This window comes from Beijerinckiaceae bacterium, from assembly GCA_004564215.1.
Lineage (GTDB): Bacteria > Pseudomonadota > Alphaproteobacteria > Rhizobiales > Beijerinckiaceae > Methylocapsa.
In genome coordinates this window covers 2820794-2837262 of sequence record CP024846.1, presented here as the reverse complement: position 1 = coordinate 2837262, position 16469 = coordinate 2820794, and the positions used below count along the sequence as shown (strand labels likewise).

The 16469-nt window shown below is 59.2% G+C and carries 16 protein-coding genes; 3 read left to right on the top strand and 13 right to left on the bottom strand.

Going from position 1 to position 16469, the window contains the following annotated elements; genetic code table 11:
- The first annotated feature begins 115 nt into the window (after positions 1–115).
- Entirely contained in the window at positions 116–1153 is a 1038-nt protein-coding gene (locus tag CU048_13495) for an NTE family protein rssA (GenBank protein QBR72938.1), read from the top strand.
- Between the two features lie 15 nt (positions 1154–1168).
- Here the strand turns inward: CU048_13495 and CU048_13490 are convergent, their stop codons facing one another.
- Together CU048_13490 and CU048_13485 are read right to left on the bottom strand one after the other, a co-directional pair.
- Positions 1169–1600, bottom strand: a complete 432-nt coding sequence (locus tag CU048_13490; GenBank protein QBR72112.1) for an inosine-5-monophosphate dehydrogenase — start codon at positions 1598–1600, stop codon at positions 1169–1171.
- 205 nt (positions 1601–1805) lie between these two features.
- Positions 1806–3008 (bottom strand): hypothetical protein, encoded by a 1203-nt coding sequence (locus CU048_13485; GenBank protein QBR72111.1) that lies wholly within the window; start codon positions 3006–3008, stop codon positions 1806–1808.
- Here CU048_13485 and CU048_13480 point away from each other — a divergent pair.
- Complete coding sequence (locus CU048_13480) at positions 3001–3633, top strand: nicotinamidase/pyrazinamidase (protein QBR72110.1); 633 nt, start codon at positions 3001–3003, stop codon at positions 3631–3633. The genes CU048_13485 and CU048_13480 overlap by 8 nt on opposite strands.
- Before the next feature lie 48 nt (positions 3634–3681).
- Here the strand turns inward: CU048_13480 and CU048_13475 are convergent, their stop codons facing one another.
- The 4 genes from CU048_13475 to CU048_13460 form a co-directional block, all read right to left on the bottom strand.
- Positions 3682–4743 carry a ferrochelatase gene (locus CU048_13475; GenBank protein ID QBR72109.1) on the bottom strand — a complete coding sequence of 354 codons (1062 nt, stop codon included), beginning with the start codon at positions 4741–4743 and terminating at the stop codon, positions 3682–3684.
- 254 nt (positions 4744–4997) lie between these two features.
- Positions 4998–5501, bottom strand: coding sequence for a transcriptional repressor (locus CU048_13470; protein QBR72108.1), 504 nt, complete (start codon positions 5499–5501; stop codon positions 4998–5000).
- A 253-nt stretch (positions 5502–5754) separates the two neighbouring features.
- Positions 5755–5967 (bottom strand): hypothetical protein, encoded by a 213-nt coding sequence (locus CU048_13465; GenBank protein QBR72107.1) that lies wholly within the window; start codon positions 5965–5967, stop codon positions 5755–5757.
- Between the two features lie 50 nt (positions 5968–6017).
- Positions 6018–6407, bottom strand: a complete 390-nt coding sequence (locus CU048_13460) for a 4a-hydroxytetrahydrobiopterin dehydratase (protein QBR72937.1) — start codon at positions 6405–6407, stop codon at positions 6018–6020.
- Between the two features lie 380 nt (positions 6408–6787).
- Between CU048_13460 and CU048_13455 the strand changes: the two genes are divergently transcribed.
- Complete coding sequence (locus CU048_13455; protein QBR72106.1) at positions 6788–7378, top strand: hypothetical protein; 591 nt, start codon at positions 6788–6790, stop codon at positions 7376–7378.
- Between the two features lie 36 nt (positions 7379–7414).
- Here CU048_13455 and CU048_13450 read toward each other — a convergent pair whose 3' ends face one another.
- The 7 genes from CU048_13450 to CU048_13420 form a co-directional block, all read right to left on the bottom strand.
- Positions 7415–8260 carry a quinoprotein dehydrogenase-associated putative ABC transporter substrate-binding protein gene (locus CU048_13450; GenBank protein ID QBR72105.1) on the bottom strand — a complete coding sequence of 282 codons (846 nt, stop codon included), beginning with the start codon at positions 8258–8260 and terminating at the stop codon, positions 7415–7417.
- 11 nt (positions 8261–8271) lie between these two features.
- Positions 8272–8736, bottom strand: coding sequence for a c-type cytochrome, methanol metabolism-related (locus CU048_13445; GenBank protein ID QBR72104.1), 465 nt, complete (start codon positions 8734–8736; stop codon positions 8272–8274).
- Positions 8737–8892: 156 nt separating this feature from the next.
- Positions 8893–10692 (bottom strand): PQQ-dependent dehydrogenase, methanol/ethanol family, encoded by a 1800-nt coding sequence (locus CU048_13440; GenBank protein ID QBR72103.1) that lies wholly within the window; start codon positions 10690–10692, stop codon positions 8893–8895.
- A 716-nt stretch (positions 10693–11408) separates the two neighbouring features.
- Entirely contained in the window at positions 11409–13142 is a 1734-nt protein-coding gene (locus CU048_13435; protein ID QBR72102.1) for a cell division protein FtsZ, read from the bottom strand.
- A 107-nt stretch (positions 13143–13249) separates the two neighbouring features.
- Complete coding sequence (gene ftsA / locus CU048_13430; protein ID QBR72101.1) at positions 13250–14566, bottom strand: cell division protein FtsA; 1317 nt, start codon at positions 14564–14566, stop codon at positions 13250–13252.
- Positions 14563–15540, bottom strand: coding sequence for a cell division protein FtsQ (locus CU048_13425; protein ID QBR72100.1), 978 nt, complete (start codon positions 15538–15540; stop codon positions 14563–14565). Before CU048_13425 ends, ftsA begins: the two co-directional genes overlap by 4 nt.
- On the bottom strand, positions 15507–16430 hold the full coding sequence (locus CU048_13420; protein QBR72099.1) for a D-alanine--D-alanine ligase: 924 nt from the start codon (positions 16428–16430) through the stop codon (positions 15507–15509). Before CU048_13420 ends, CU048_13425 begins: the two co-directional genes overlap by 34 nt.
- Positions 16431–16469 lie beyond the last annotated feature (39 nt).

Here is a 16469-nt window from a genome sequence, read left to right as displayed (position 1 = left end):
AGCTCGCGAAGAGGCAACCATGTTGATATTTAGGGCCAAGGATTCATCGCTGACTTCGCCAAAGAATGCGTTTTCGCGCGAAAATCCGCCCGCGAAACCTCATGAATTGAGTGAAATGCCCCCGCTCTACCGCCAAAACCCGGACACTTCGGGCGATTACGGAGTCGTGGGCAAGCATCCCTTTAAGGTACGTAAGCACGGACCGAGGGTCGGCGTCGCGCTTGGCGCTGGAGCGGCCCGCGGCTGGTCGCACATCGGCGTCTTGCTGGAACTCAACGAGCACGGGATTTATCCAGATGTTGTCGCCGGCACCTCGATCGGCGCCTTGGTCGGCGGGTGCTATGCGGCGGGCAAACTCAAGGCCATTGAGGCCTTCGCGCGTGGCCTGACCAAGAAGCGTGTCATGAGCCTGATGGATTTATCATTTTCAGGCGTAAGCTTTCTTGCGGGCGAAAAGCTGCGGCTGGCGCTCGAAAAAGAGCTGGAAGGGAAAAGCTTCGAGGATCTGGAAAAAGGTTTCGCTGCCGTCGCGACCGAGTCCGGCACGGGGCACGAAATTTGGCTGACCAAAGGCAATCTCGCCGACGCCATTCGCGCGTCTTACGCCTTGCCGGGGATTTTTGAGCCGGTGAAGATTAATGGCCGCTGGCTCTTCGATGGTGCGCTCGTCAATCCGATCCCTGTCACGGTCTGCCGCGCGCTTGGAGCCGAGGTGGTTGTCGCCGTCAATCTGGTGAGCGACACAACTTTCCGCGGAACCACCATCCATGATCCGCTCTCGATTGAGCGGTCGCTGGAAAGTTTCACCCTCACTCCCCCGGAAGCGGAGCGGACCTTGAGCGCGCGAATTTTTGGCGGGATGGGCGGAAATTTGCGACGGCTGTTCGGCCATCGCGAGGACGGAGCCCCCGGCATCGCCAATGCGATGATGGATGCTTTCAATATTGCGCAAGGACGAATCTCGCGGTCGCGTCTCGCGGGCGATCCACCGGACGTTCTGATCAATGCGCGGCTCGGCAAAGTCGGCCTGTTCGATTTTCACCGCGCGGAGGAACTCATCGCAATCGGCCGAGAAGCGACGCGTCGGGTGCTTCCGGACATCGCCGAAGACATCGCATTGACGCCCACAGAGAGCGCCGTCTCCAAGGCATAAGCCGTCGCCGCGCGCTTATGCCGTCGCGATATATTCGCGCATTGCCTGATGCTCGTGTTGGATTTGATCGAGCCGATATTTGACGACGTCCCCGATCGACACGATGCCGACCAGCTTTTCCCCGTCGACGACCGGGATATGGCGGAATCGCCGCTCAGTCATCTTTTGCATCGTGTCGTCAACGCATTCGTCTTCGGGCGCTGTGACCACCTCCGTGATCATATATTTGGAAACAGGATCGGACAGGGCGAGGGCGCCGACGACGCCAACCGCGTGCACGATGTCACGCTCTCCCAACAATCCCAGCACACGGCCGTGAGGATCGACCACCACGGCCGCGCCGATGTTTTTCGCAGTCAAGATCGCGGCAGCTTCGGCCAACGTCCGATGGGGCTGCGTGACGACCACGTCCCTTCCCTTCATGGAGAGAATAAGCGCAACGGTCATACTTTCCTCCCTGAGAATATACTTGTCGGCCTCCAATAACTTCCTGGCCTGAGCTGTAGTACAGCAATAAATCTCCGCTAAAGAATGCACCCGTTCTTCAACGCATGCAACAATAGACTTGGTTCTTGAGGGGTCGGTCGCCGCAACTTCCAGCCGACCCCGATCGTAAGCCCTGCGGCAGCTTTCTGCTCTGCTGAGTCCGGCGTTAGTCCGCGTAGGGGGAGAGAAAGAGCCCGGCGTCGCGCGATCGCACGCTCAGGCCCCGCGCTTCCCCGTAAATCGATTTCGCACCGAGCGTCCGGCTGAAAATGTCGGCGTAAGTGCCGAGCGCTTCGATCATCCGCCTTTGCCATCCCAGGCCGAGCCCTAGATAAGAAGCCTCGATCGGCGGCGCGCGCGCACCATCGGCAAGCCAGCGGCCTTCTCGGATTTCATCCCGCATCAGCGAATGTATGGCCCAGCTGACAATAGCAGCCCAATTGGCGTCGGCGGCAGAGGTGGTGGCCATAATGGGAAAAGCAGCAAGTGGCTGCGCCAAGATCCGACCGGGGATGGCCTGGGCGTGTCTGTGCAATTGCGATTTGGCAAGCGCAGTCGTTTCATCAGCAACAGCGTCGCATTGCCCGGCCTGATAGGCCGCAAACATATCGTCCGGTTGGCTGAACCCGAGGCGGGCGAAAGCGAGGTGCTTGGCCTCGAAATAGACCTCAAGGCTGCGCTGCGTGCTGGTGCCGTTCACAAAACAAATTCTTGCGCCTTTGAGGTCTTCAAGACGCTTCACCGCCGAAATCTCAGGCACCAACACGGCGCGCGTTTCGTAGTAAACGCTGGGTCCCGGCAAAAGCGCCCCGCCAAGATCTTGCTCGACGATATCCGAGCCGGTCAGGAAGAAAATATCGTCCTCTTGCTTTCTGACTGCGTCGAAATCTCTTCGTGTTTCGTAGCTTCGAAATTCGAACCGCCCTGAAGTTCCAAGAACCGCAACCGCAATGGCCCGACAGATCTCAACATTGAGACCGAACCATTCACCGCTTGGCGCAAAAGGGTCGGATCGGTCGGGGTTTGGCTCGGCAAGACCGGGCCGCGCTACGCTCCCGCAATGGACGACGCCTTGGGATTTCACGCGCGCCAGAACATCTCCTTGCGCATTCGCAACCGCCACGCAAGCCAAGGAGAGTCCGAAGATGAGACTGCGCAAACAAAAGTTTTTTAATTCGAGCATGGGCTGAGTTTGCCGCAGAAGGGGATAGGGGTAAAGGTTAAGGGCAGTGAAATAACGTTTGTGATCGTTTGTTTCATTTTGGACAAATATGCGAATGGCCCAAAATCGATAAGGAGCGTTGTGCGCGCTCGCACCTACGCTTGCTTCGGAAAGACTCGCAACCCGAGAGGGATTGCCGATGAACAATAAAACCCAGTCAAGCGACCTTCTTCTGGTCGTCGATATCCAGAATGATTTCTGCCCCGGGGGCCGCCTGCCGGTGCAGCAAGGCGACGAAATTATTACGCTGGTCAATCGGCTTGCCAGCCGCTTTGATCATGTTGTTCTGACGCAGGACTGGCATCCCCGCGGGCATCAGTCATTTGCCTCGTCCCACAGCGGCCGCCAGCCCTATGAGACGGTCGAATTGGCCTATGGGAAACAGATCCTTTGGCCGGATCACACCGTCCAAGATACGCCGGGCGCAGCTTTCCACGCCGGGCTTCAGATCCCCCATGCCGAACTCATTTTGCGGAAGGGATTCCGACCGTCCATCGATTCCTATTCGGCGTTCTTTGAAAACGATCGAACGACACCGACCGGGCTTACCGGCTATCTCCGCGAGCGTGGCTTTAAGCGGATTTTTATTGCCGGGCTCGCCTTGGACTATTGCGTGCGCTTTTCGGCGGAGGACGCCCATAGCCAAGGCTTTGGGGTTTTCGTCATCGAGGACGCCTGCCGCGGCCTTGATGTCGCGGGATCCATCAACGAGGCGCGCCGGAGTTTTGCCGCGCGTGGGATCGAGGCCTTAACGACCCAAAGGTTTCTTTAGGCGCGGTCTCTCTTTCTAAAGACCGGCCACAGCTTGCTGGGCGTGGGCCTACACCCAACCCTTCAATTCGCGTGAGACCAGATCGTAGATCAGCATCATGCCGAGTTCGCTATCGTTGAGGCAAGGAATTACAGCGAAGTTTTTGCCGCCATTCTCAAGGAAAATGGCGCGATTTTCGGCATCGAGTTCATAAAGTGTTTCAAGACAATCCGCGGAAAACCCGGGCGATATGATCACCAGGCCTTTCAAGCCTTGGGCCGCGGCGCTCTTGACCCTCGCAGCCGTATAAGGCTGCAACCAATCCCCCGAACCAAAACGCGATTGGAAGCTGATTGGCATCCGATCCGAGCCAAGCCCCAAATCCTCGCACAGCAGCCGCCAAGTCTCGAGGCACTGATCGAGATAAGGGTCACCCTTGTCGACCTGGGCTTTCGGCAAGCCGTGGAAAGAGGTGAGGATCATATCGGGCACGAAATCGAGACGCGATAGGCCGGCGCGAAGCGATGTCGCCAGAACGTCGATATACGTGCGGTCGTTGTAATAAGGGGGCGCGATCCGCACGGCGGGCTGCCAGCGCATCGCTCTCAAGGTCTCGAAAACCTTATCGTAGACGCTTGCCGTCGTGGCCGCCGAATATTGAGGATAGAGCGGAACGACAAGTATTCTCGTGCAGCCATGATCCTTCAGGCTCACGATTCCTTCCGCGATGTCCGGCTTGCGGTACCGCATGGCCCAGGCGATGAAGAACCGATCGGAGCCCGCCTGGTGACCCTTCGGATCGAGGCCGCCAGCGCTGATCCACGCGGCCAGCTTCTCGGCTTGCGACCTGGTCGTCGCCTTCAGAGGGCCCTCCCCTGTCTCCTTGTTCCAGACCGCGGCATATTGCTTGGATAGCCGGCCCGGTCGCAGGATCAGGACGAAAAAATATAGAATAGGCCACCAGAAAATGCGGGGCAGATCGACAACCCGCCGATCTGACAGGAATTCCTTCAGGAAACGGCGCACCGACCAAAATTTAGGAGAGTCCGGCGTACCGAGATTGACGAGAAGGATGCCGATCTTCCCCGGCAAAACCTGCTTATTATTGTTCGCGAAGAGATTGATGGCCATTTATCAATAATTCCCCGCTCGTCCGTGATGATCCAATGCCGCATCACCTTTAGGGTGCTTTGCCGCAAAACGGAAACCCGAAACCCCGCAATCCAGGATGTTTCCACATTTTCTTCCCGCTCGCCCGAGCTCGTGACCTAAAAGACAAGCGAAACCAACGAATACGGCTTATCCACATGAACCGGAATATGTTCAGCGGATCGGAAACATCCTCAAAATGTCAAGGGGACGCTGCACCCGTGTGACGGCGGCGTTCAATCACTCGGCCTGTCGCGCAGCCGGACGATAACTTCGACATCGGCGATCCACTTGCCATCGGGGGGCTGCGGCAAGCCGCGCGGATCGACGGCAACGCGGGGAATGTCGATCAGGGCATTCGTGCTTTCGACGAGAAAGTGATGATGATCGGAGACATTGGTATCGAAATAGGTCCGGGAGCCGTCAATGGCAATTTCGCGCAATAAGCCGGCTTGGGTAAATTGGTTCAGGCTGTTGTAGATCGTCGCGAGCGAAATCGAGACGCGCGAGGCCTGCGCCTCCTCCTGGAGATTCTCGGCTGTCAGATGGCGATCGCCTTTCGCGAACAACAGCCAGCCAAGGGCCAATCGCTGGCGCGTTGGTCGCAGTCCGGCCGAACAAAGCTTCATGCGGACGTCGTGAAAGGGACAGCCGGCGAGCAGACCGAGCGGAGTCGCCGGGCGAGCTTCGGCGCCACGGCGCGGCTTTGGCGCGGTTTGCTGGCTCTTGCGAGAAACCATGTCTCGTCCCTTCAGCCAGTTCCATAACGAGGTAGCAAGCGCATCCGCCAAATATAGAGAACGGGACGGCGGGCGGCAACCTTTGCCAAGAAAGGCGGACCGTTGACCCGAAGCCGCGATTGAGGGCGAATTTTAAGCTTAAACACTACCAAAACCTTATTTGAATACTCATATTTCCAACGAACATTCCATTCGGCCTCGATTTTAGGGAATTCCGGGGCCGTCCTCCAAGAGGGTCAACGGGCGGATCCCCTCAAATCGCATTCCCTTCCTTTTCCGGATAGCTGCATCGCCATTTCATGATTTGGCGGCCAGGGTGACTGTTCGACCATTCGGCCAGGGTCGGCGGCGCCTGGACCATGCATTGCCTCAGCGAACCGCTATCTACAAAGGAAAGGTGGCGTTCCTCGCAAGCCGCCGGCTGGGCGAGGCTGTAAACTGTCAGGATCAATTCAATCAGGCCCATCGGTCTCTCCTTTTAGAAGCCGTCCTTGATTCAACTTGGCCGCAAGACGCTCAGCTCTTTTTGTAGTCGATGTAGGAAAAGCGGTGATCGGCCGGCGTTCCCTCCAAGGCGCCGCCCGCCAAGCCGGGCTGCCAAAGAACGACTTCCTCGATCTTTTTTGCGAGTTCAAAATCCTTGTCGGTGATTCCCTTCGCCGCATGGTTTTGCAGCCGCACTTCAACCCATGCATAAGACGCCGTGAGATCGGGATGGTGCCACGCGGCTTCGGCAAGATGGCCAACCGTGTTGATCACCATGAGCGTGCCTTTCCAGCTGGTGGTCTTGAACGTGCGACGGATCCATCCCCCCTCATAGACCCAGCGCGGCAGCTCCTTTTCAAGCCGAGCCTTGATCTCGGCTTCGCTATAGGTTTTTTCCTTTTCCTTGCCGGCTTCGCTCATCTTCGCGTTCCCATGCTCGTGGCCCTTACGCCAGACCAATGGCGCAGCATTCACTCTAATACGAAGTCCGCAACCAGGGGAAATCACCGGCTTCGCCACAGAAGCCAGAACGCGGCCGATCCTCTTCAAACGCAAAAGGGCGGGGAGCGTTCCGCTTGCGATCCCGCTCACCTGCTCCTGCTCTGCTTTATCCACGCCCCAAACGCCAAAAGATGCCGGCCGTGCTTGGCACGCAATTTTTCGGCCATGGTTTCGCTCTCTCCCCAAACATGCTCTAAACAGCCGATCTCGGAGTCAACATGCACGCGCCGTCGGATCCCTTTGCTAGGCACCGATCCTCATTATCCCGGCTCGCACGTGCGCTTAGCGGCCTCGTGCTAATGGTGGCGCTTGGTTCTGCCGGGGCCGTTGCGGTTGAACCAAAGACAGCAACCCAGCCGAACTGGCCTTGCCGTCAAATCATGGTGCCCCGGGTCTCCCTGGCCACGGTTTGGTCCGGCCCTGCGATCGAGAGTTCCAATTGGCGGAGCGATCAGGCTGTTGCCGATCTGGTGGCAAGAATGGCGGCACGCCGCACGCCGCTCGATGAGGCGGAACATGCCATCGAGGATTTCGCCAAAACTGGCGGTGCCGCGAAGAAGGCAAAGCTCGTCGCGGTGTTCGCCGGCCTATTCGAAACGCTCAACGACGAACGCGCCCAGGTGATGGAAGGGCTTCTTCGCTTCGGCGCAAAACAAAAGGAGCTGGCCGAAAAAATTCGTGCCGAGAATGCCCAGATCCACCAGGGACCGGCCGCCCCCCCTGCGGACAGAAGCCGGCCAACCGGCCAAACCGCGGCGCAAGATTTGGAATGGGATCTCCGGATTTTCGATGAACGGCAAAAGTCGCTCACCTATGTGTGCGAATCGCCGACACTCATCGAGCAAAGACTTTTCGCGCTCGCCAGAATCATCGAACGCAATCTTGATTAGGCCAGATGCTCATGCGCTCTTGCGCGCAAGGCCTCCTCAATGGGTCACGGAGCCATTGTTCTCGTCGAGAAGCGGAACGCCATAATCAATCAATATACGGGTGATTTCGGCCTGGTTGTCGGCGATCATCTTGTTGAGGAGACGCTTCCACTCCTGGTCGGAATGGCGCACGCCCATGCCGATGCGATAGATCATGCGCGGTCCGGTCGTTTCCTTGATGAGCGGTGTCACCTTCAACGGAGTCTTCGACTGTTTCGCGAAATAGCCGGCGATCGGCCCCCATAGGATCGCGACATCGATGCGATCCTCCTGGAGATCCTCGATCATCGACCGGGTCGGGGCATCAAACCTGGTATCGACAACAAGCGGATAGGATTTGAGGTTTCCCAAAAGACCATTGATCGCGAGATTGGTCGCCGGAGGGGTGCCGGCCACGATGCCGATCTTCTTTGTCTGCAAGCGCTGATCTTCGAGGCTGTCGATCGCTTCGAGCCCGGCGCCCGCTTTCGAGACGAGAGCATAGGTCGTCCGGTAATAGGGATTGGTCCCTTGAACGGAATCATCGCCTTGCGGCATCCCCATAACGACGTCGCAGCGATGCGCGTTCAAAGTATTACGCAAAAATCCGGTGGCGCCGGGGTAATACTCATAGGCCAAGGATTTACCGAGCTTTTGGGCGAGAAGCTCGGCAATCTTATTCTCGAACCCTTGGCCGGCTTCGTTCGAGAAAGGCAGATTGCGGGGATCGGCGCAGACCCGCAACACATTTGGGTCGACCAGCTCGATCGAGGTCTCGTCCGCGGTTTGCGCCAGAACGTCTGCCCCGATCGATGAGACGGAGCAAACCAGCGCCAACGGGAGCAAGCTCCGCCAAAATTTCATGCGCTTTACGCTTAGCTGGCTTCGCCAAGACATGCGCGTTCCGCATCCGCTGCCGCTTGCGGTTTCTCTTCGTGTTTTGCCGGTCGGCCGCGATCGAGCGAATCGCCGGATCTGCCACGGAGGTAAACGTAAATGTCGTCGATGTAGCACATGACGTTTTTGTTGTCGCCAAGCGCCGGCATGACCTTGTTCTCGCCGCCAGCGAGATCCTGCTTGCCGCCGACGACGATCCCATAAAATTCAGCGTAGTTCATGCGCTTCACTGAATCCTTGAGCGCTGGCGCGTAGGTCGAGCCCTCGCCATCCGGACCATGACACACATGGCATTCGGCATGGTAACGGCGAAAGCCGGAATAGCTATACCAATCGACCGCCCCATCGGCTTTGACGTTGAACGTGGGATCGCCTTTTTCGTCGAGATATTTGCCTTTGTCGTCTTGCTTAACCGCTTTTGAATTTCCGGGGGCCTCGGCCATGGCGGCAGTCCCACACGCGAAAAGAAGGGTCAGGGACAAGGCCCGCACCGCTGAGCTGATTTGCACGAAACTATCCTTGTTAGAAGAAACCAGTTGCCAAAACGCCCGGCGCCATTGAACGCCGGGCGTTTAAGGTTTGGTACGCCTTGCCGAGACTTAGAGGCCGGCCGGCAGAGCAAAGACAGTCAACTGACCGCCGAGCGCCGTATAGTTGGACAGAGCGGCGTAGCCACCGACCGCGCCAAGGCCCTCGGTGCCCTTCGTCAGGCCGGCCGCGAGACCGATGCCGGCCCAGCCGCCGACGCCCGAGAGCACGGCGACATATTGCTTGCCGTTATGCTCGTAGGTCGAGACGTTGCCGATAATGCCGGACGGCGTCTTGAACTTGAAGAGTTCGTCGCCGGTCTTGGCATCCACCGCTTTCAGATAGCCTTCCAAAGTGCCATAGAAGACCACGTTGCCGGCGGTCGCAAGTGCGCCCGACCAAACCGAGAACAGTTCCTTTTTCTGCCAGACGATCTTCCCGGCCTTGGCATCCCAAGCCGTGAAATAGCCCATGTTGGTATCGCCCTTCGGCGGGTACATGGACAAGGTCGCCCCGACATAGGGCTGGCCTGCGGTGTAGCTCACATGGAACGGCTCGTAGTCCATGCAGACGTGGTTGGCCGGAATATAGAACAGTCCAGTGATCCGCGAATAAGCGGCCGGCTGCTCATCCTTCGAACCAAGCGCCGCCGGGCAGATGCCCTGCGAATTGACGTCTTCGCCATTATGTTCCGTCGAATATTCGGGAACGACGAGCGGGCGTCCGTAGTTCGGAGAGTTCTTATCCAAATCGACCTTGGTCGCCCAATTGACCGCCGCGTCGAATTTTTCGGCGACCAGCGGCTCGCCCGTCTCACGATCGATCGTATAGGCGAAGCCGTTGCGATCGAAATGGACCAGGACCTTACGCATTTCCTGGTTGGCGAGGATCATTTCGTTGATCGCGTCATAATCCCATTGGTCATGCGGCGTCAGCTGATAGACCCACTTTGCCATGCCAGTGTCGGCATCGCGCGCCCAAACGGTCATCGACCAGCGATTATCGCCCGGCCTCTGCGTCGGATTCCAGGTCGAAGGATTGCCCGAGCCATAGTATATGAGGTTCAATTCAGGATCGAAGGAGAACCAGCCCCAGGTGGCGCCGCCGCCGATCTTCCATTGATCGCCCTTCCAGGTGTTGGTGCCGGAATCCGGGCCAACCGGCTTGCCGAGGCTCATCGTGCGGGCCGGGTCCACCAGGATGTCGGAGTCGGGTCCCATCGAATAGCCGCGCCAGACTTTCTTGCCGGTCTTGATGTTATAGGCGGTTACCGAGCCGCGAACACCGAATTCGCCGCCGGAAATACCGACGAGAACCTTGTCCTTGATGACCGCCGGTGCCGAAGTGCCCGTCTCGCCCTTGGCCGGATCGCCGTTCTTCACAGACCAAACAACCGCACCCGTTTGCGCGTCGAGTGCGACCAGTGTCGTGTCGGCCTGATGCAGGAAAATCTTGCCTTCGCCATAGGCGACGCCGCGATTGACCGTATCGCAGCACATCACGGGAATGACATTGGGATCCTGCTTGGGCTCATATTTCCAGATGATCTTGCCGTCGTGGTTCAAGTCGAGCGCATAGACGATGTTGGGGAACGGCGTGCTGAAATACATGACGCTGCCGATCACCAGGGGGCCGCCCTCGTGGCCGCGCAGAACGCCGGTCGAGAAGCTCCAAACCGGAACCAGACGCTTGACGTTGTCGGAATTGATCTGTTCGAGTTTCGAATAGCGTTGATTGGCGTAGTCACCCGTCGGCATGACCCATTGCCTTGGGTCTTGCGAAAGGCGGATCAATTCATCATTTGCATAGGCAGCGCCGTGCGCGAAAAACGCGGCGGCGGCGACCCAGGACATAAGCAGGAACTTGCGCATTAATTTCCTCCGGACACTCTGTGCGCGGCACCTGGAACGCTCAGATTGCGTCGGCGGCGCCTTATCTTTGATTGTCTTTGCCGACAACGAGTCAGGACGTCGGCAAGACAGTGCATCTACTAATAAGACAGTTTCCACAGTAAGGCGCTGTCCGCAAGCAGTCGCGCCTCATCTTCGAAAAGCAATAGCGGCCCTGTCCGCTCATGCCGTGAAGTCGGAAAACTCCGCCCAGTGTATATATTGGCGTTCGCGTTGATACAAGTCATTCTGCCTCGCAAAAGTTGTTTCCCGGCCGGTCGCCATTTTGCTCGGGAATCCGCCCGCTATGCGGCCAGTAAAGCCCGGCCTTGCCCACGGTTGGGCGATCCCAACCGAATTGTGGCGGTAAGGCGGCATCTTCGCGCGTGGGCAGCGGGGCTCGCGAGGGGAGCTTAGCCGCGACCCAGCCGAGGGGGAGTGAAGGGAAAACAATGTCAGTTTGGCGACAGATCCATCGCTTAAACTTGGGAAATCAATAGGCGAAGGGTCGTCCGTTGTCTTTCAAAGCGCGTCCCCAGCCGTTCGCAAATCCAAGTTCTCCCGTACCGCCGTCGCGTTTTGCGCCCGCAACGACTTACGCCACCTTGGACGCAAGCTATCCGCGTTTTCAAGGTCGCAGCTTTCGTATGAATGAAGCGGTCGGCACGGCGCCGTCCGCTTCCCATATCCCCTGGCGATCAGCTCGATTGGCGGCGCAGGAAGGCCGGAATTTCGAGCTGGTCTTCCTCAATCCCCCGGGATTGATAGGCACCTCGGCCGTGCGTATCGAGCGGAAGCTGCGGCCTTTGAGGGGCCGGCGGATGCTGCGCGCGTTTGCCATATTCGGCATGCACCGGATTGGGCTGCTGCTGCGGCCGTTGGCTTTGCCCAGGCGCCGGCTGCGGCGCGCCGTGCGCGGCTCTGCGCTCCCGTGGCGGGGGCGCCGCGGCCACCTCTTCCTGGCGGCTGATGCCAAAGGACGCGAGCCTTTCCAGGAGCGAACGGCGCTTGGCCTCGGGATGCTGTTCGTTGGCCAATTCTCCACGGTGCGCGCGTATCTGGTTTTGTGCGGGCAGCGGGAGGTCGGCGATTTGCGGCATTCTTTGCGGCCGCACAACTGGCGAATCGGGCGCCGCAGGAATAAACGGGCCGGAATCATATTGCTCGTTGGATCGTATTCCCTGTTGGGTCGGCTCCGCATAATGACGCGCGTGCTGCGGAACTTCCTGAATATAGACGCCCTGCTGGGATCCATCGGGCCCGGCAAATTGCTGAGCATGCTGAGCGGGTGCCTGCAAAACCCGGTCTTCGTAGCGCGGCTCGTGCTGGCCCTGACCGTATTCGGGTTGGGCATTGGCAAACCGCGGCTGCGCGGTGTCGATCGGACGCGGCGACGTCTGCGCCCTCAAGCGGTTGGCGACTTCATTGATCCGAGCCTCCGCGGCCGTCGGTTCATAGGCGCCAGCCACATGGTCGATTCCGGTTGCGACAACCGAGACGCGGACGATACCGTCGAGGCTTTGGTCGAAGGTCGCGCCCAGAATGATATTGGCGTCTTCATCCACTTCCTGCCGAATCCGGCCCGCCGCCTCGTCGACCTCATAAAGGGTAAGATCGTTGCCGCCGGTGATCGAAATGAGCAGTCCGCGCGCGCCCTTCATCGAGACTTCGTCGAGCAAAGGATTGGCGATCGCGGCCTCTGCGGCGAGGATCGCGCGCTTTTCGCCGGAAGCCTCGCCCGTGCCCATCATGGCTTTGCCCATCTCGCGCATGATCGCGCGAACGTCGGCGAAATCGAGATTGATCAGGCCTTCCTTGACCATCAGGTCGGTGATGCAGGCAACGCCGGAGTAAAGCACCTGGTCGGCCATCGCGAACGCATCGGCGAAGGTCGTTTTCTCGTTGGCGATCCGGAAGAGATTTTGGTTGGGGATGATGATCAGCGTATCGACGGATTTCTGCAATTCGTTGATTCCGGCCTCGGCAACGCGCATCCGCCGCGCGCCCTCGAACTGAAACGGCTTGGTCACGACGCCGACCGTCAAAATACCCATGTCCCGGGCCGCCCGCGCGATGACCGGCGCGGCACCCGTGCCGGTGCCGCCGCCCATGCCGGCGGTGACAAAGCACATATGCGCGCCGGAAAGATGATCCCGAATTTCTTCGATTGCTTCCTCGGCCGCCGCACGGCCGACCTCGGGCTGCGACCCGGCGCCGAGACCTTCTGTTACCTGAAGGCCCATCTGGATGATTCGCTCCGCCTTCGAGGCGGTCAGCGCTTGAGCATCGGTATTGGCGACGATGAAATCGACTCCGATCAGCCCAGAGACAATCATATTGTTGACGGCATTGCCTCCCGCGCCACCAATGCCGGCCACCATGATACGTGGTTTGAGTTCCCTGAGCTCAGGAGCTTTAAGATTGATCGTCATCGTCTGGCCTCTCGACGTTGGAGCGCCGTTCAAGGACGCTCAGGTTTTGGTTTACATTCTTCACGGCGCGAAAAAAAACGCCGCGCCTTCACTCGCCGCACGCATACTTAGAAACTACTCTTGAGCCATCGCCCCACCCGCCCGAAATATCCGTTCGCTTCCGCCTCCTGAGGGGAGGGTCGGCGCGCTGGACGGAAATGCTCGATGCCGCTCACTTGCGGATAGACCAGAAGCCCGATCGCGGCCGCGAAGGCCGGATTCTTTGCCGATTCGGGAAGCCCCTTGATACCCAGCGGACGGCCGATCCGGACCTGCCCGGAAACGGTTCGTTTCACCGCCGCCTGCATCCCGGTGAGTTGGCAGGCGCCGCCGGTAAGAATCAGCCGGCGCCCGGCATGTTCGGGCAGGCCTACGTTCTTAAGCCGGTCACGGACGAGTTCAAGTATTTCCTCGACCCGCGGCTTGATGATTCCAATCAGCTGCGCCTTCGGCAAATGCACCGGACGCTCGCCTTCCTCCCCCACCTGGACCACCGCGATCGTCTCGCTTTCATCGGAAACCGAGGTCAGGCAGGCGCCATAGAGGGTTTTCAAACGTTCGGCGTCGGCGAGCCTGATGCCGAGGCCGCGCGCGACATCCATGGTCACATGATTGCCGCCGACGGCGAAGGCATCGACATGGGTTAAGTGGCCGCCGGAAAAAACGCTCACCGATGTTGTGCCCGCGCCCATATCGATCAAGGCGGCGCCAAGTTCCGCCTCATCATCGGCCAATGCCGCCAAACCGGCGGCGTAGGGCGTCGCGACCATCGCGTCGACGGTCAGGTGGCATCGCTCGACCGCAAGGATCAAATTGCGGGCCGCCGCGGCGTCGCAACTCAACACATGCATATCGGCACCCAATTCCTCGCCGATCATGCCCCGCGGATCGCGAATGTGACGGGTCTCTCCCAATGCGAAACCAATTGGAAGCGAGTGCAGGACCGCCCGGCCCTCGAGCCCGCCGCGCGTGGTGCAAGCCTCCAGCACGCGATGGACGTCGGCTTGCGTGACGGCGCGGCCGGCAATCGAAACCTTTGCATCAAAGAGCCGCGAGGCAAGCCTCCCGCCGGTGGCATTGACGATCACGCTTTCGACCTGCACGCCCGCCATGCGTTCCGCCGCATCGACGGCGAAGCGGATCGCTTCCTCGACCGCGTCCATATCGACGACCGCGCCACCCTTTATGCCGCGCGAGCGTTGATGTCCGATGCCGAGGATTCGGCACCGGTGGGTGCGCCCGCGCGAGGTCTCGGACGGATCGCTGGGATTGAGTTTCGCGATCAGGCAGACAATTTTCGATGTCCCAATGTCGAGGACTGAAAGGACCGCGGTTTTTCGGGCCGACAACGGCGGCAGACGCGGCGGTAACGGTCTTGAACTCATGTGCGGCCGCCTTTTGCCTTGCCCTTATGGGCCATTGTTTCATTGCGTTCGGCGGCAGCTTCCTCGGAGAGGCGCGCGACCATGCGGCCCGGCTGACGAAGATCGACCGACAGAAGATCCTTGTCGAGGACATGCGACGCGCGTTGCAGTTCCAAGAGTCTGGCAAGCGCCCCCTCCGGATCTGTTTCCGGCAAGAGAATGTCGATTCCATTGGTGGTTTTGAGGGTCCAATGGCGCCGGGCGACCAGCAAGCCGGCCACGATCCGCTCCCGCAGGTCTCCGGCCGCGTCCAGGAGCGCCAAATATTGGGGAAGCCGCTCGTTGGCTCCGGCGCCCACGACGAGCGGAAGATGAATGAATCGCTGGTCGCGCATATGGGCGATCGGAACCCCGTCGGCGGCGACGATCTGGACGACGCCGCCGCTTTGCCAAAGGGCAAACGGCTGGCGCTCCTCGATTTCGATCAGCAGCCGATCCGGATAAAGTTTGGTGATCGCGGCTTCCTTGACGAGCGGCAGCTGTTTCAGCCGCTCCCTGATTTTCGCAACATCGAGGAACAGGAGCGAATTGCGGGGACCGACCCCGGCGATCGCAAGAATATCCTGCTCCTTGATTTCACTTTCGCCCGCGATCGTCACCGCCTTGATCGAAAAACCGAGCGCTTTGGCAATCACCTCGGCCGGATGCCCTTCGGACGCGACAAAAGCCTCGTAGTGGCCGCCTTTCACAATTCCATAGGCACCCACGATCAAAAAAATCACGAACGAAAAACAAATACCGGTCCCCGGGCCTGCCAACCGGTTGAGAATCCGGCGCCGCAAACCCCGCCGGGGCTGGCGCAGGGGCGGATAGTTTTTTGATCGCACAGAGTCCCGGTCCGGCACGCGCAGCGCGCCGGCATAGGCCAAAGCCGCCGGCGCGAAACCCATGTCCCCGACTTTTACCGATCGCAGGAGGCGTCCTCGACCATCCATCGAACAAGCTCACCGAATTTGAGGCCAGCATAGGCCGCGATTTCGGGCACAAGCGAGGTCTCGGTCATCCCCGGTTGGGTATTGACCTCCAAAACGACGAGCTCCCCCGCTCCCGTGGGTGAATCATCGTACCGGAAATCAGTCCGGCTCACGCCGCGACAGCCGAGCGCCCTATGCGCCACTAGGGCCAATTCTTGAACATTTTGGTAAATAATTTCTTTAAGTTTTGCCGGAAGGACGTGGATCGAGCCTCCCTTTGCGTATTTTGCATTATAATCGTACCAGCCGCCGTCGGCCGCGCGTATCTCTATGACGTCATAGGCTTTGTCGCCGATCACAGCGCAGGTTAGCTCTCGTCCGGGAATAAAGCGTTCGATAAGGAGCAGATCACCATGCTCCCAATCATCCCGCGTTAATTCCTGTGGAGGGTGGGCTTGATCCTCCCGGACGATCAGAATGCCGACGGAAGATCCTTCCTTAACAGGCTTGATGACGTAGGGAGGCGGCATGACATGTTTCTTGGAAGCAGTCAGCCGATCGACCGTAACCCCTTCGGCCACGGGAATCCCAGCCGCGCGAAAAAGATCCCTGGCGCGGTCCTTTTGCATCGCCAATGCCGAGGCGAGCACCCCTGAATGGGTGTAGGGAATCCGCAGCATTTCCAAAATGCCCTGCATGATTCCGTCCTCGCCGAAGCGCCCGTGCAGGGCGTTGAAGGCGACATCGGGGCGAAGTTTTGCCAGTGTTTCGGCAATCTTCCGGTCGACATCGACCCGGGTCACGGCAAAACCCAAGGCCTCGAGAGCTTTGGCGCAGGCCTCGCCCGAGCGCAGCGACACGTCGCGCTCCGCCGAAAGGCCGCCCATGAGCACGGCGACGTGTTTGGTCATATTTACGGTCCACTTCGTTTGGTGAGGCTTAATTCGAGG

Bases quoted from the DNA above. Each gene is read 5' to 3' on its own strand.
- CU048_13435 (QBR72102.1), bottom strand. From the start codon at position 13,142: ATGACGATCAATCTTAAAGCTCCTGAGCTCAGGGAACTCAAACCACGT.
- CU048_13490 (QBR72112.1), bottom strand. From the start codon at position 1,600: ATGACCGTTGCGCTTATTCTCTCCATGAAGGGAAGGGACGTGGTCGTC.
- CU048_13470 (QBR72108.1), bottom strand. From the start codon at position 5,501: ATGGTTTCTCGCAAGAGCCAGCAAACCGCGCCAAAGCCGCGCCGTGGC.
- ftsA (QBR72101.1), bottom strand. From the start codon at position 14,566: ATGAGTTCAAGACCGTTACCGCCGCGTCTGCCGCCGTTGTCGGCCCGA.
- CU048_13475 (QBR72109.1), bottom strand. From the start codon at position 4,743: ATGGCCATCAATCTCTTCGCGAACAATAATAAGCAGGTTTTGCCGGGG.
- CU048_13425 (QBR72100.1), bottom strand. From the start codon at position 15,540: ATGGATGGTCGAGGACGCCTCCTGCGATCGGTAAAAGTCGGGGACATG.
- CU048_13450 (QBR72105.1), bottom strand. From the start codon at position 8,260: ATGAAATTTTGGCGGAGCTTGCTCCCGTTGGCGCTGGTTTGCTCCGTC.
- CU048_13440 (QBR72103.1), bottom strand. From the start codon at position 10,692: ATGCGCAAGTTCCTGCTTATGTCCTGGGTCGCCGCCGCCGCGTTTTTC.
- CU048_13480 (QBR72110.1), top strand. From the start codon at position 3,001: ATGAACAATAAAACCCAGTCAAGCGACCTTCTTCTGGTCGTCGATATC.
- CU048_13460 (QBR72937.1), bottom strand. From the start codon at position 6,407: ATGAGCGAAGCCGGCAAGGAAAAGGAAAAAACCTATAGCGAAGCCGAG.
- CU048_13445 (QBR72104.1), bottom strand. From the start codon at position 8,736: ATGGCCGAGGCCCCCGGAAATTCAAAAGCGGTTAAGCAAGACGACAAA.
- CU048_13420 (QBR72099.1), bottom strand. From the start codon at position 16,430: ATGACCAAACACGTCGCCGTGCTCATGGGCGGCCTTTCGGCGGAGCGC.
- CU048_13465 (QBR72107.1), bottom strand. From the start codon at position 5,967: ATGGGCCTGATTGAATTGATCCTGACAGTTTACAGCCTCGCCCAGCCG.
- CU048_13495 (QBR72938.1), top strand. From the start codon at position 116: ATGCCCCCGCTCTACCGCCAAAACCCGGACACTTCGGGCGATTACGGA.
- CU048_13455 (QBR72106.1), top strand. From the start codon at position 6,788: ATGGTGGCGCTTGGTTCTGCCGGGGCCGTTGCGGTTGAACCAAAGACA.